At 53.3% G+C, this 16,077-nt stretch carries 7 protein-coding genes; 1 reads left to right on the plus strand and 6 read right to left on the minus strand.

Annotated features, from left to right (window positions below):
* Positions 1-238: 238 nt before the first annotated feature.
* Positions 239-2,278 carry a magnesium-protoporphyrin IX monomethyl ester anaerobic oxidative cyclase gene (gene bchE / locus BST81_RS18240; protein WP_075599939.1) on the plus strand — a complete coding sequence of 680 codons (2,040 nt, stop codon included), beginning with the start codon at positions 239-241 and terminating at the stop codon, positions 2,276-2,278.
* 31 nt (positions 2,279-2,309) lie between these two features.
* Here the strand turns inward: bchE and BST81_RS18245 are convergent, their stop codons facing one another.
* From BST81_RS18245 to secA, 6 genes are all read right to left on the minus strand, one after another.
* Positions 2,310-3,479: a histidine kinase dimerization/phosphoacceptor domain -containing protein gene (locus tag BST81_RS18245; protein ID WP_075599940.1), complete on the minus strand. Its 1,170-nt coding sequence runs from the start codon at positions 3,477-3,479 to the stop codon at positions 2,310-2,312.
* A gap of 36 nt (positions 3,480-3,515) precedes the next feature.
* The gene (locus tag BST81_RS18250; RefSeq protein WP_171974795.1) at positions 3,516-6,098 is read right to left on the minus strand and encodes a CHAT domain-containing tetratricopeptide repeat protein; all 2,583 of its coding nucleotides are present in this window, start codon (positions 6,096-6,098) and stop codon (positions 3,516-3,518) included.
* Positions 6,099-6,726: 628 nt separating this feature from the next.
* On the minus strand, positions 6,727-11,796 hold the full coding sequence (locus BST81_RS18255) for a RecQ family ATP-dependent DNA helicase (protein ID WP_075599942.1): 5,070 nt from the start codon (positions 11,794-11,796) through the stop codon (positions 6,727-6,729).
* Complete coding sequence (locus BST81_RS18260; RefSeq protein WP_075599943.1) at positions 11,771-12,820, minus strand: ABC transporter permease; 1,050 nt, start codon at positions 12,818-12,820, stop codon at positions 11,771-11,773. Before BST81_RS18260 ends, BST81_RS18255 begins: the two co-directional genes overlap by 26 nt.
* A 9-nt stretch (positions 12,821-12,829) precedes the next feature.
* Positions 12,830-13,141: a hypothetical protein gene (locus tag BST81_RS18265; protein WP_075599944.1), complete on the minus strand. Its 312-nt coding sequence runs from the start codon at positions 13,139-13,141 to the stop codon at positions 12,830-12,832.
* A 68-nt stretch (positions 13,142-13,209) separates the two neighbouring features.
* Complete coding sequence (secA, locus tag BST81_RS18270) at positions 13,210-16,002, minus strand: preprotein translocase subunit SecA (protein WP_075599945.1); 2,793 nt, start codon at positions 16,000-16,002, stop codon at positions 13,210-13,212.
* Positions 16,003-16,077: the final 75 nt, after the last annotated feature.

The raw sequence follows: 16,077 nt of genomic DNA on the forward strand, positions 1-16,077 counted from the left end.
TCGTATGCGCCCGATCCTTAATTTCCACTTAAGCCTGTAGCAGAAAAAGCCCGAAGCCCTGCTCTCGCATAATTCAGTGGCTGGGGAAATATGGAATTCCCTTCCATTATTTAAGTACAGCGATTCTCTCTGAAGTGGCGGTTGCCACCCAACCTGGCTGTTTGATGAGGCCAGCGGTCTGAGGAAAAAGCCTGTAGTCCATTCACGTTGAAAGCTGCTGTAGCCGGGAGATTAGGTGATGCGTGTCCTGATGATTCAACCCAACTATCACTCTGGAGGAGCTGAGATTGCCGGGAACTGGCCTCCGAGTTGGGTGCCCTACGTGGGCGGAGCTTTAAAAACGGCAGGTTTTACTGAAGTCCGCTTTATTGATGCCATGAGCAACTACATCGACGATGTGGAACTGGCGGAACAGATCATTGCCTATCAGCCGGATGTGGTGCTGGCAACGGCTATCACCCCGATGATCTACAAATCGCAGGAAACGCTGAAGCTAGTTAGAGCGGTATGCCCAAAGGCCAAAACCATCATGGGAGGAGTGCATCCTACCTACATGTATCGGGAGGTTCTGCATGAGGCTCCCTGGGTTGATTACATCATCCGTGGTGAAGGTGAAGAGATTACCGTTAATCTGTTACGCGCGATCGAAAATGGCACCGATGAGCACGATCGGCGCGAAATTTTGGGCATTGCCTTCCTGGAAGAGGGGAAGGTAGTCGCAACGCCAGCCCATCCCCCGATCAAAGATCTGAACACCCTTACCCCCGACTGGACCCTACTGGATTGGAGCAAATACATTTACACCCCACTCAATAGCCGGGTGGCTGTGCCCAACTATTCCCGGGGCTGTCCCTTCCGCTGTCGCTTCTGTTCTCAGTGGAAGTTCTGGCGCAAGTATCGATCCCGATCGCCCAAACACTTTGTTGATGAAATTGAACGGCTGGTGAAAGACCACCAGGTGGGCTTTTTCATCCTGGCTGATGAGGAGCCCACGATTAATAAGGCCCGTTTTGTTGCCCTCTGTCATGAGTTAGTGGAGCGAAATCTGGGGGTTCACTGGGGCATCAATACCAGAGTCACAGATATCCTGCGAGATGAGAAGGAACTTCCCCTGTATCGCAAAGCAGGACTGGTGCATGTCTCCCTGGGCACTGAAGCTGCAGCACAGCTCAACCTCAACCTGTTCCGCAAAGAAACCACGATCGCGGATAACAAACGAGCCGTCCAACTGTTGCGAGACAACGGAATTCTGGCGGAGGTTCAGTTCATCATGGGCCTGCCCAGTGAAACCCCGGAAACGATCGAAGAAACCTACCGGATGGCGCGGGACTGGAAAGCCGACATGACCAACTGGAACATGTATACCCCCTGGCCGTTCTCGGAACTGTTCCAGGATCTGGCTGATAAAGTGGAAATTCGCGATTACTCCCACTACAACTTTGTGACACCGATTATCAAACCAGATAATATGACGCGGGAAAGTGTGCTCAAGGGCGTGCTGCATAACTATGCCCGCTTTTACTCCTGGAAAATGTTGGAGTATTGGTTTGAGAGAGATCCCTTTAAGCGGCGATATCTGCTGGGGTGCCTGTGGGCCTTCGCGAAGACGACGCTGAACAAGCGCTTCTACAACCTGAAGCGGGTGAAGCAGAAGGGCTTCCAGACAGAAATTGAATTCGGCTTTGATGAGTCCAGAATTCTCACCCCGGAACAGATGGCGTTTCTGAAGCAGGAAAGATCCGTAGATACGGACTTCATGGGGACGATCTCCGCCTGTGGAGCCCCCAGCGACCTGCCTGACTATACCTCCCAATCATCCGTGGAGCTAAGCCACAATGGGGATATCCAGGTGGCGATCGTTGAGGATGAAGAACAACTGCGGGTCAAGTTGCGGGTGGACTTGCGGGCACAGGATGGCATCGAGGTGGCCAGCGAAGCCACCAACGCCGAAACCGGGCTGGTGTTGCTGGAATCCATTGATGTGGATGTGGCGGTGGTCGATGGCACCCTGCCAGACCTGGATCTGGTGAAATTCCTGCGCATGGCCCGCAAGGTACAGGCCAATTCCTATGTCATCCCCTCCCGGATTCTGGTGCTGCTGACTCCGGAACAGCTCTCCTTGGTGCCCGCTCTGCTGACTGCTGGAGCCGATGCGATTTGTCTGAAAACAATCTCGATCGAACAACTAGCAGAGGCCGTCCGTATCACCTACCGCAAGGGCAGTTATCGTGATCCAGCGATTGTGCTCCCGGCTGAACCAGCCGTGCCTGTGGGTTAAACCCAGGCCAAACCAGGGTACAGACAAGGATTCAAAAACAAATTCGAAACCCTGTGCCCTGGCTACGATCGAGGGTCAGCGTTCCTTCCAACTGGTCCACCAATCCCTGAACCAGGGTCAGGCCCAACGATCGGGTCTGGGTCAGATCAAAGGTTGTAGGCAAGCCAATCCCGTTATCCCAAACCGCCAGAATCAACGGATAGTGGAACTTGTCCTTGGGCGGAAGCTGGCGATTCCGATAGAGCTCAACATGGATTTCACCGGTTTGGCCGTTCGGGAAAGCATGTTTTAAGGCATTAGAGATTAACTCATTAATAATCAAGCCACAGGGAATGGCCTTTTCAATATCCAGCAGAATTTTTTCGATGCGCGTACAGAGTTTGATCTGGCGGGTATCAATGTTGTAGGACTCAAACAGGTGGGTACTCAAGTCCTGAATATACCGAGCAAAGTTGATGTTGGCGAGATCCACAGAGCGGTAGAGCTTTTCATGGACCAAGGCGATCGAGGTAATCCGGCTTTGACTGTCCCGCAGGATGCTTCTCGTCCGGGGATCGTCTGTTCTGCGGGCTTGCATGGTCAGCAAACTATCCACGATTTGCAGGTTGTTTTTGACCCTATGATGAATTTCTTTGAGGAGAACTTCTTTCTCCCGCAGTGAGGTTCGGAGTTTCTCCTCAGCTTGCCTTTGCGCGGTAATATCTTGCTGAACAGCAACAAAGACTGGGCCATATTCGGGATGCTCGAAGGCAGAAGCGATCGCGCGACACCAGAAAGGGGTTCCGTCTTTTCTGACATTATGAACCTCGTAAATAGCCTCCCCATTTTGGGTTACGGCCTGGGTAATGGTTTGATTCACCGCTTCTGCCGTGGCTTGATCTGGGGCATAGTTGACGATCGAGACGTGTTGACCGTTTAACTCCTCCGGACCATATCCAAACATCTGCTCAAATTTGGGATTGGCATAAACGATGATGCCATCACAGGCTCGGACCAGACAAATTCCTTCGGCAATGTTACGGATCACAATCGCGTGAAGCTCCAGAGTCTGCTTGATCTGGAGCTGCTCAGTCATAGCCTGACTCTGAACATCCTGGGGGGAGAGGGGAACGGCACGCTGCTGTTTAAGGGCAGCGATTTCCAGACGCAGGGCGGCCAATTCCTCCAACAACTGTTGTTTGGTTTTTTGTCGATCGCCCATGTTTATTTCTCCCGCTCTTCTGGCAGGGCACCCTCCCTAATCCGCCTCCCCAATCAGCGTAAATGCTGCCCAAACACCCGGATCAGGATATTCTTTCATTGTGGCCAACATGGCCTGGCGCAGAGCCTGGGCCTTATCAGGATTATCCTGCAGATTCTCATAAAAGTGGGTCATCAAAACCGTAGTCGGAGCATCTGGCCCTTTCCAGAGGGAAAGAAGCACCGTAGGAGCACCGGCAATGATGAACGATCGGGCCAGACTGATCACACCCTCCCCGGACGTGAGTTGTCCCAGACCTGTATCACAGGCACTCAAGACCACCAGTTCTGCCTTCAACCTCAGCGCTTTAATCTCATCCTCTGTCAGTAGGCCAGGGGTAGATTGAGGCAGGGCAGCAAAAGCCAGAGCAGATTCAGGATAGGAATCTCTCATCTCCTGATTGGTAAAGAAGTAGCTGAATCCGTGAGTAGCCAGATGAATCAGGCGGGCTTCCGGCAGTCGCTGTCTGATTACTTCCAGGGTTGCCTGCTGGCCCAATAGGGGTTGGGTACCCAGCAGTTGAGCCACGACCTTGGCTGCAATTTCGGTGCCTGGCAGAGGTGGGAGTTGTTGCTCAGGTTCCTCTGGAAAAAGAGCCAGCCTAGGCATGGTGGGGTTACCAACCACCAGAGCCTCCTGGGTAGTGGTCTGCTGCAGTTTCTGTTTTTGGAGTTGGGTCAGGGCCAGGAGACGAATTGCAGGTGCGGTGAGAATGGTGTGTTGTTCAATCAGGTACTGACCCTCTGGGTTCTGCAAAGCAGGAAAGGGAACCTGAAACAGTTCTCGCTCAGGGATGAAAATAACCCGATCGTTGGGATTCTGGGGCAGTTGCTCGGCAATGGGGGCGATCAAGAGTTGATAGAGTTGCCGAAGTTCCATCCGATCGGTGGGAGAAGATTTGACCCCAGAGGTGACTTGAACCTCTTCTTTGAACGTAAATCCTCGCCCTCTGGCTCCAATGGCATGGCGGCTATCGGCAATCAGGGTGGCCAGGGAAAGTGCGTATGTCTGGTGGTGTAAATCCAGATCCACCTGGCGAAAGGTAATGCCCTCCGTTGGGTGAATCACCCAGATATAAAGTTTTGCCCCGGGCTTCATCTCATTTGAATCTCCCGGAGCCCGTTCATCTGGAATGACTGAATATTGCACTAAGGTTGCATGGTGTTCTCTGGCAATAGTGCGGATCTGGTCCAGGTTGTATAAGTTGTCAGCCATCGCAGGAAAATGTTTCCTGAGGATCTGACAAATGAGAGATTGAGCTCGACTTCGTTCTGAAATCTCCAGGGCCTGCTCAAATTTTCCCTGGGCGACCAGAACTTGCTGGAGGAGGGAGTAGGAGCGAAGATCATGATTATCTTCTAGCGCTTCGATCGACCGCAGGGGGTAATAGAAACCCTGACGGGGATCTCCCCATCGGTAGAGCCCCTGACGAAGACGCCGCTTCGAATGTTCAATGGTTTGAATATCTGCCAATAACAGATCTTCAGCCTCCTGTAGCCTGCCTGAATTCAACAGAATCTGAGCCAGTTCAGGAGCCAACTGACTATCCGGTGCCACGGATAATTCCATTTGATAATAATCCATAGCCCTGGCATTATTGCCAGCACGGTAATAAGTCTGGCCCAGCTCTCTTAATACTCTGGTTCCTTTTGCGCCCAATTTTTGCAGCGCAGCTAGTTCACGTTGATAGAAATAAATAGCCCGATCGTATTGCTTCAAATTCCGATAACTGGAGGCAATGAAATCCAGTAATCTCAACTCTTCGTATCCATCCTGAAAACCTGTTTTTTGGCGAATTTCTATAATTTTCTGAAAAGTCTCTAGAGCTTGCTTATAGTCTTGTAGCGCAGTATGAAGCTTGCCAATTTCATAGAGAAGGTCTGTTTCTATGGTTAGATCCTGAGATGCTTGAGACTGTTTCAGGGCCAGATAGCATGCATGCAATTGTTGCTGGGTAAACTGATTACTGATTGCGGTATAGACACCAGTTTGATTTCTGAAAAGACGGACCAAAGATACTCTTTCAGGGGTACAAGAGTCCATATAATCTTCTGCATCATCCTCCAGATCTTCCTCCAGATTGAGGGATGTCGAGGGGGCTGATGGGTGGATATTGACCGATGAAATAGGGATATAAAATCTGCGATCGTTGTAGTTTTCCTGGACCCAATAAAAATTTCCTGAACGGCCAATGATAGACCATAATTCTGTACCGGCCCAGATCTGGTCACTGAATCTGGAATCAGGGGTCGGCTCATCATAAATAGCCGTTGATGTTGTGAGATAAACTTCGCCCTGCTGCGGTATGGGGGTGATCCGATGTGGACCATTTCGAATAGAAACAGGTTGCCCTTCGTCATACCGGTTTCCATCAAAAGCAAAGACAAAATCAACAGTTTGAGAAAAGAGCTGACGGGGCACGTCCATACTTCTGACAAATCGGACTGCTGGTTGGCTCAGGAGAATATTGAAATAGCCATTCGTTTTCTCTTTAGTGAGTTGAAAATTTTGGCTACTCTCCATATCAAAAGGACTGAAGAAAATCTCAGCCCAGTGATTACCCTGCCGACTTAACACCACACCAGAGCATCCGCGACTGCCACACCCAATTGTAATTCCAGTCGCAATTTGGGTCTGCCCATCCCCCCTCAGGTCGATCGGTTTGACCCAGATATCTTGAAGGGTGGGAGGCTCTCCATTATCCCTTTTCCAGCCTTTACTTTTCCAATAGTTGAGGGCAATTTCTTGGTAAAAATTGCTGTTATTTTGCTCTAAAACTTGATTTGAATCTGCTGAATTGACAGATTGTCCCTGGCTTGAAATGGGGGAGAAAAAAATAATGAGAGTAAGTACAAGCCCTCCCCCTTTGAGCATATTTATAATACTTTTCCGGATCATTCTTTCCCTCTCCAGTCAAGATGCAGCGCCCTGATCAACGATTCAATCAAAGTATATCCATAGAATCTCTTGTAAAGATTATGACACGGAATACGGAGATGTCTAGAGGCTATTGAAATCTCCTCATTGCAGCAGAATGGACCACAAAACAATTCAGCTTAAATGACAAATGTGAATTAATTGTGGAGGAATCATATTTATAGATAAAAATCTATGGAAAACATCTGGGATTATAGGAATATTCCTTCAATAAGCTGGGCAAAACGTCTGCAAAAACCAACAAGAACCTTGCCCGTTTAAGGTTTTAGGATCAGGTGACAATACGAATTTGCGGAATCGGAACATACCAATCCTCCAGAATTTCTCCTGTGATGTCATCTAGCTTCAGGTGCCGGTAGATGTGGCGAACTATAACCTGTCCCACTTGAAATTGGAATTGTCCTGGAGACAGGTTTTGTCGCTGGAGTCGTTTGACGGCCTCGCGGGATAAGACTCCGATGATCTGGTTTTGCTCCGTCCGAATTGTCCACCCAATGCCGTTGCGGGTTGCCATCAATCGCAACGGATCTCCTTCCCGCAGTTTCGTGATCAGGGATTGCTGTTCCCGCGTGGTCGGATGGCCCAAATTCACATCACCAGGGGTTAAATCCAGATAGAGGAGCCGGGAGGGGCGCTGCTCCTCTACGCCACCATCGGACCGATCGGCCAGTCGCTGCAAGGGCACAGCAGTTTCGGCCAGCAGGGGACTTGGTGCAGTAGCACAGAGGATCAGCTCTTCCCTGGCCCTGGTCATGGCCACATAGAACAGTCGTCGCTCGGCTTCCAGGTGAGTAGGACGGGAATCAAAGCCATCCGTCAGCAGAACCACCTTCCGGAACTCCAGTCCCTTCGTGCCATGGCAACTAGTGAACAGAACGGCATTCTCCTGGGCAAAGGTCGTTCCACTCTGGTTAAACTCAAAAATGGCCGTCAGAATTTCATCTGCACTGATGGCCAGTCCCTCCTCCAGAGATCCATAATTCCGTTCTTCATCCAAGGTTGCTGCAATCTGCAGCAGAGTCTGGACTGTCGGTTCCTGCTCCCGGCGATGCCAGCTCTGGAATTGGGCCTGAAACCAGGACTCTACCGACTCCTGGGCAGTGAAAATACGTCCAGCCCCCACTGCTCTTAACCCCTCTATCAATTGACAGGCGACGAAATTACGAATCAGGGGAATCCCCTGATTCTTCAAGGCCCAGGTTTTGATCTGGGCCTGTTCCAGTAAGGCCCGCACCGGACTCAGCCGTTGCCATTGATGGGCCACGATCGCAATCTCCTGGGGCAGAACCCCCTGCTGTAGCCAGTCTTGAACCTGCTGACCAATCCAGCCTGCCTGCTGAACGGGATCGGAACAGCACAGCGCTCGCACGGGCAGGCTCGCCTGTCCCTGTCGTTCCGGATTAATGGCCACCTGTTCGGCAGGCGATCGCTTACAGCGCTGGGAGTTATGCTGAATCAGGGCATTGGCCGCCTGGATAATAGATTCGGTGGAGCGGTAGTTCTCAGTGAGCAGGTAACGCTGGGCCTGGTATTCCGTCTCAAAATCCAGGATGTAGCGCCGGTTAGTCCCCCGAAATTCATAGATATTCTGGTCGTCGTCCCCGATCGCACAGAGGTTAATCTGTACCGATCGGGTTTCATCTTCCGATTGACCGAGACCTGCAATTAATTGAATCAGGCGATACTCCGTTGCAGCCACATCCTGATATTCATCCACAAAAATATATTCCACCTGGCCCAGGAGTTGCATACGGCGCATCTGACTTTCCCCTTCGTCCAGGTCTCTCCCTGGCTCCAGCAGGGCACAGGCATCCTGCAGGATCTGTTCAAAGATGTGGTCATTGAGGGAGTGGAGCTGCCCCAGAGACTGTCCCAGCAGGGAGAGGGCCAGACCATGAAAGGTGAACACCTGGAGTCGAGACGCCAGCGACCCGACCAATCCCTGTAGGCGCAGTCGCAGTTCCTGAACAGCATGGCGATTGTAAGCCAGCACCAGAATCCGATTGGGATGCACCCGCTTCACTTTGACCAGATAGGCAATGCGGTGGACGATCGTGCGCGTTTTCCCTGCACCGGGGCCAGCAATGACCACCATGGCGGGATCATTGGCCTCCACGATCGATCGTTGAGCGGGATTCAGGGGCTGCAGAATGCGGTCATAGTCCGCCTGGAGAAGGGGGCGTCCCGTCTCAGCCGAGGTGAGATGGGCATAAGCCTGGGCAAAGTCCTCGGGGGAAAGCTGGAAGTAATCAGCGACCAGTTGCTGGCGGGCGATCGGGTCAGTGGTTTTGCCATAGGCCACCATGAGATGGGTGCGGCGGGCCTGCTCTTGATAATGGATTTGCAGTTGCGAATAACGTCGGTTGATCGTCGTGACTCTGGCCCTGGGAAAGACTCGTAATTTCAGCGCCTGCTGGAACAAGTTGAGGCCGTCGGTAAGGCGCAGGATCTGCCGCTGATGCAGCCAGAGCAAGACCGCCTTAAGATCAGTGGTAGTCCAATGGAGCGGTTTGGTTCGTTGCTGAATCTGCTGCAAAATCTCTCCCAGATCATGGTCCAGCCGGATACGGGTCCCCATCTGCTGACCCAGTTGGGCATACAGGACTTCCAACACAGCCCGAGACAGATCCTGATGTCGGGTTAACCAGTTGGCAGTTTCCAGTTTCTCCAGCCGGACTGTCCCTGGGGCGATCGGGTGTAACTCAACCCAATTCAACGATCGCCAGCCCGCCAGAATCTCCGACAGCAGGGTGGCGCTGACAGTCCGGCTGCGGTCCGGATCCAAACGGGAGGCCAGTCCCCGCAGATTAACCTGCAGACTGTCGGCATCCCCCAGCAACAGCAGCAGTTCCTCCAGCAGATCCTGCTCCAGCGATCGCAGCCGATCGTGGGCACGGCGGGCATCCCCCCGCACCCCTTTGGTGATCAACAGCGTCAGGGGAATTCTGGAGGAACAAATCCCGGCCTGCTGGAGTTCCTGAATCCGCTGGGTTAACTCGGAGGCTGGAATCCCAGCTTCATCACTCAGCCGATCGAGGGGAAACGGCTCATCCTGTTTTTGACAGTGGGCTTTCGCCAGATGCATGGCATAGATCAACCGACGAAACAATTCCTCCTGCTGAGCCGAGAGCCCATGGTTGCGGCTGTACTGCTCCCATCGGCGGCAAGATTCCTGGGGATTGGGATGCAGCAGGTTGAACTGAATCAGGGTCGAAAGATTTTCAGCCCGTTCCAGCAAGCGAAATTGTTCCAGATGGTGCAGGGCAACTTTGATTTTGGTGTCGCGCTGGTCATCTTCGCTGGCAAAGGACTCATCCAGATCGCTGGTCTGGAAAATTTCGTCGGCAGTGACCCAGAACCACCCTCCTGAAGCTTGTTCCGTCGTATGGATGCGATCGCGCAAGCTGCGTACAGCAAAGAACAGATTTCGCAGGTCTGCATCACTGAGCTGGTTAAGACTCTTGAGAAAAAAGAGGGTATCTGCATCCCGTTCATCAAACAGGAGCGTACAGGAGGCGGGTAGGCCATCCCGGCCCGCTCGTCCCGCCTCCTGGGTATAGGCCTCTAGACTGCTGCTCAGGGTGTGGTGGATGACGGCCCGCACATCCTTACGGTTGATCCCCATGCCAAAAGCACAGGTAGCCGTCACTACATTCAGCGATCCCTGCTTGAAAGCTTGGAGTACCTCGTTTTTGTCCTGCCGGGACAGCTTGCCGTGGTAGGGGCGGGCCGGAATATCCTGTTGCTCCAGCAGGGCGGCCAAGCGCTCGGCATTGCGGCGGGTGGTAGTGTAGACCAGCACACAGCCCCCTGGGGCCAGAGCTTGATAGACCTGTTCAATTAACCGTTGATCCCTGTTGCCCCGCACCGGTATGACCTGATAATTCAGGTTTTCCCGATCGACCCCGGCCATAATCTCCTGTTGGATGGGCAGATGGTGATAGGCAAAGAGCTTCTGGATATCCTCCCGCACCGCAGCCGTAGCGGTAGCGGTCAGCAGCGCCAGCCGGGGCAGGGGCATCCGTCGGTCTTCATACAACTCCTGAATGAACTTGGGGATGTAGCGATAGTCAGGCCGGAAATCATGTCCCCACTGGCTCATGCAATGGGCCTCATCCACAATCCACAGGACAGGGGGGCGCTCCTGTAGCAAGGCGCGAATGCTGCTCGATCGCAGTTGCTCCGGGCTGATATAGAGCAATCCCTTACGGCCATCCCGAATGCTTTCCAGCCGCTGCGATCGTTCCATGGCAGAGAGGGTGCCATTGATAAACGTCGCCAGGTCCAGTCCTGCTGTTTCCAGATCAGCCACCTGGTCTTCCATCAAGGCCTGCAGGGGGGAAATACAGAGGGTGATTCCCTGATGCTGCCGATAGAACATCAGGGCTGGAAGCTGATAGCAGAAGGACTTGCCCCCACCCGTCGGCATCAAAACTAGGGGACGCTTGCCGCTCAGAATGGCCTGAACCGCTTCTTCCTGAAAAGGACGGAACCCAGGAATGTTGAATTCCTGAAAGTAGGGCTGATAGGTGAACCCTGGGGCAGCGACTGGAAACAGGGTCTCCAGAAGGGTCTGGAAATCGGGCAGATGATAGAGCCAGGGGCAGGGCGGCTGGGGCGATCGGGTTTGGTTCCGTTCATGGTTCCAGGCCAGCAGGGCGGCGAGGCTAAGGCGAAGGTCCCAGGGCAGTTCAGGGGCACGGAACCAGAGCTGTTCCAAGGCCGGATCACTCATCCCGGAGATCGCGGCGATCGGCAGATCAGACCGTTGGAGGCTCTGCAGGGGGAGACCCCAGAGCTGGAAAAATGCTTGGTAGGACCGATCTGCAGGGGTATCTCCACAGGTGAATAACCAGGCCCAGGCCATCTGGAGGCTATCTGCTTGACTTTTCCAGGATTGGAGAATTTGTTGCAACAGCAGTCGGGTTGCCTGGGCGTCTTCCAGCGGATTGTTATGGCTGTACTGGCTGAGCTTGTAGTGTTTCTGCAGTTTGTGAGAAGGTTGCAGGGGAAAGGCAAGTACCGACAGTTCCAGGGTATCAATCAGGGGAATCTCCTCGAACTCCCCCCACTTGCGAATCAGGTATGGATAATCAAACCGCCGAATGTTGTGGCCACAGAGACCCTGATCATTTAAGTGCAGATGCAGAAGTTGAGACCAGATCTGGTCCGCCTGGGCTGCATCCACATCCCAGCAACCCGCAGGGGAAAGCAGACCCAAGCGATAAATCTCGCCGCTGGAATCCACTTCTAGATCCAGATAGGCGTAATTATTGTCGATGCCAGGATGCCAACTGGGATCAGGGACTCGATCGTCAATATCGAATGCGGGGATCGACATAGGCATTGAGAATATCGATCGCGATACTGGACAGCACCACGATCGCAGCAAAGAAGACCACAATTCCCTGAACTGTAGGGTAATCCCGCAGGTTAATCGCCTCATAGAGACGACTGCCCAACCCAGCCCAGGAAAAAGTCACTTCTGTCAGAATGGCTCCCCCAAGCATTGCGGCCAGGGTTAATCCTAGAATGGTGATCACGGGAATCAGGGCATTTTTCAGGGCATGGGCAAACATAATCCGCCGTTCCGGAATGCCCCGAGCTCTGGCTGCTTCCACATAATCGGCGCGCAGGGTTTGCCGCAGGTTGACCCGCACAATGCGTTCAAAGATGCCACTGAGAAGGATGCCCAGGGTCAAACTGGGTAGGGCCAAATGGTGCAAGGATGTGAAGAAAGCCCCCAGATTGCCACTGAGCAGGCTATCCACCGTGTAGAGCCCCGTGCTAACAATGTAGCCCCCCAACCGCAGCCCTTCCGGGGGGGAGAGACTGGCCGGGAAGCGGGTGCCCAGGGGGAACCACTTGAGCTGGACAGAAAATACCAGTTGCAGGAGCAGGCCCAGCCAGAATAAGGGCACCGCATAGGTGATAATGCCAAACAAACGTCCACCTGCATCCAGGGCTGTTCCCGGTCGAGAGGCCGAGAGCACCCCTACCCCAATGCCCAGGATCAGGGCAATGACCATACTACAGAGGGAGAGTTCTACCGTGGCCGGAAAATATTGCTGGATAATCGTCCACACCGTTTGCCCCCGGCTGGTCAGGGAGGTGCCCAGATCCAGGCGGAACAGATCCCCCATGTAGTCGAAGTACTGTTGCCAGAGGGGAAGTTGCAGCCCCAGTTGTTCCCTGAGCACAGTCTTCGCACTTTCGGGAGCACGGGGTCCCAGAATGACATCAACGGGATCCCCAGGCGTAGCCCGCAACAACAAAAAGACAACGGTGGTAATCGTCCAGAGCATCAGTGGGGCCAGCAGCAGCCGGGCCGCAATGTAGTACTGAAGGGCGCGCGATCGAGACATAGCTTGAAACTACCGACCGTCCTGGCTAGTTTGATCATCCTGGAGAGCGGTCTGCTGGTCTCGCCGCAACAAGTAATCCACAATCCGTTCCAACCGCTCCACAGCGGCGTTGGTGGAGGCAATGCTGGCTTCCATCCGATCGACAATCCGGGTCAGACTGGCCTGGGAATCCGAGAGCCCAGACTGGGAATTTGCCATCCGCTCCATGACTTCGGTAATGGCCTTTTGTCCCTGGGCCAGTTGGGCGGCTACCTGAGTGTTGGCCTCTACCGCCAGGGTCAATTTATCCATCTGGTCATCTGTCCAGCGTTCCAATGTCATGGTAATTCCTTATTGGGCAAGGTGATAGGAATTGGTATGGGCAGAACCTTTGCATGCAACGCTTCTACCTAGACTAGTTCTGGCGGTTGTACGACGGTGGGCTGAATCTGAGGTTGGAACTGGAACAGGGAGTAGACCACGTCTCGGCGGATATCGACCATCATTTCCAGGAACAATTCGTACCCCTCACTCTTGTACTCGATCAGGGGATCTTTCTGACCGTAGCCGCGCAAACCGACAGATTCCCGCAACCCATCCATCTGCTGCAGATGTTCCCGCCAGAGGGTATCAATCCGCTGCAAGATAAAGAACCGTTCTGCTTGGCGCATCAGGCCAGGCTGAAGCTGATCAATCTGGGCTTCTTTCAGGTCATAGGCGATCCGCACCTGCTCATGCAGGAAGGTTTTAATTTCACTTGGAGACAGGTCCTCCAGTTGTTTAGGCTCCAGATCGGAAAGCAGGTTAATGAACTCCTTCACCTTTGCCACCATGCCATCCAGTTCCCATTCCTCCGGGGGCAGGTCAGGATTGATGTAAGCTTCGACGATGTCATTCATCGTAATTTCGGCGTACTTGATCACCTGCTCCTTCAGATCTTGCCCTTCCAGGACTCGCCGCCGTTCAGCATAGATGGCACGACGCTGATTATTCATCACCTCATCGTACTCAAAGACCTGTTTTCGGATGTCGTAATAGTAAGTCTCGACCTTTTTCTGGGCTCCTTCCAGAGATCGGGTCAGCAAGCCAGACTCGATCGGCATGTCCTCTTCGACCCGGAAGGCATTCATCAGACCAGCCACCCGATCGCCCCCGAAGATCCGCAGGAGATTATCCTCCAGGCTGAGGAAGAACTTGGTGGACCCAGGATCTCCCTGACGACCGGCCCGACCGCGCAACTGGTTATCAATCCGGCGGGATTCGTGGCGTTCTGTCCCAATGACATGCAGACCACCCAGACCGACCACTTCCTCATGCTCCCGCACGGTAAACGCCTCATATTCCTGCTTAATCTGATTGTAGGCATCCCGCAACTTCTGGATCACTGGATCATCCGTTGGGGCCTTTTCCGAAGCCACGGCCACCCGGTCCTCGGCCTCCAATTCTGGCAGACTGCGCTCCCCATATTGTTTAACCGCAAAATCAACGGCCTGCTTGAGCAGTTGTTCCGTTTCCCGCGATAGTTGGGTTGGGAAAATCTGGGGCGATGCTTTCCAACTCTTCACCTTCTTGCCGGGGGCAAAACCCTGAGCCGGAGGGCGATCGCGAAAAGTCGCCTCCGGAATTGACCCGCCAAAATCCGCCTCATCCTCTGGCTGCACAATCCGAGGCATGAAGTATTCCCGCACTTTCAGACGGGCCATGTAGTCGGAGTTCCCCCCCAGAATGATGTCGGTTCCCCGACCGGCCATGTTCGTGGCGATCGTCACTGCCCCTTTGCGTCCGGCCTGGGCAATAATCTCAGATTCCCGCTCCACATTTTCCGGCTTAGCATTCAGCAGGTTATGGGGAACTTTCTGCTCCTGGAGCAGGGCTGAAAGCAGTTCAGATTTTTCCACGCTGGTGGTTCCTACCAGAATTGGACGGCCTAGCTGGTGCAGTTCCGCACATTCCATCGCAACGGCCCGCCACTTGGCTTCTTCTGTTTTGTAGACCACATCCGATTGGTCCCGCCGCCGACTGGTGCGGTTGGTGGGAACGATCGTCACTTCCAGCTTGTAGATCTTTTCAAATTCTGCTTCTTCCGTCTTCGCCGTGCCGGTCATCCCTGCTAGTTTGGGATAAATCAGGAAGAAGTTCTGATAGGTAATTGTGGCCAGGGTCTGGGTTTCGGGTTGGATTTCCACAGCCTCTTTAGCTTCGATCGCCTGGTGCAGCCCATCGCTCCAGCGCCGCCCCACCATAATCCGCCCCGTGAACTCGTCTACGATCACCACTTCGCCCATCCGCACGATGTAGTTCACGTCCTTGATGAACAGTTCCTTAGCTTTAATGGCATTGAAGATAAAGTGGGCCCAGGGATCTTCGGGGTCAAATAGATCGGTGACCCCCAGCAGTTTTTCCGCTTCGATGAAGCCTTCATCGTTCAGGAGGACGTTTCGGGCCTTTTCATCCACCTCATAGTGGTCATCCTTACGCAGCGAGATTGCCACTTCTGCTGCCTTCATATATTTCTCACTGGGGCGATCGATCTGACCCGAAATAATCAGCGGGGTGCGGGCTTCGTCGATCAAGACGGAATCCACTTCGTCGATGATGCAGAATTGGAAAGGACGCTGCACAACCTCCTGCATCGAGGTGGCCATATTGTCCCGCAGGTAGTCAAACCCTAATTCGCTGTTGGTAGCGTAGGTAATATCGCAGTCATAGTTGCGTTTCCGTTCTGGAGGCTGCATGCTGGACTGGATCAGACCCACACTCAACCCCAGGAAACGGTGGATTTGGCCCATCCACTCTGCATCGCGACGGGCCAGATAGTCGTTCACTGTCACGATATGAACCCCTTTACCCGTCAGTGCATTCAGATAGGAGGGCAGGGTTGCCACCAGGGTTTTTCCTTCCCCGGTCTTCATTTCAGCAATCTGGCCATCATGCAGGATCATGCCACCCACCAGTTGCACATCAAAGTGGCGCATACCCAGAACCCGTCGTCCGGCCTCCCGGACGACCGCAAAAGCTTCTGGCAAGAGATCATCAAGAGTTTCCCGCTTTTCTAAGCGCTGTTTGAACTCTGCCGTTTTACCACGCAACTCCTGATCCGATAAGGCCCGGATGTCTTCCTCCAACACATTGATGTCTGCTACCAAAGGTTGATATTTCTTGAGTTTGCGCGCATTGGGGTCACCCAGCAAAGTCTTAAGCATGGCCAGTTTTATAGAGATATGTCTAGCGAGAACTATTACCAATCGTAGCACTCCGGGTCGAAGCATGAAGGAGCG

The organism is Leptolyngbya sp. 'hensonii' (assembly GCF_001939115.1).
Lineage (GTDB): Bacteria > Cyanobacteriota > Cyanobacteriia.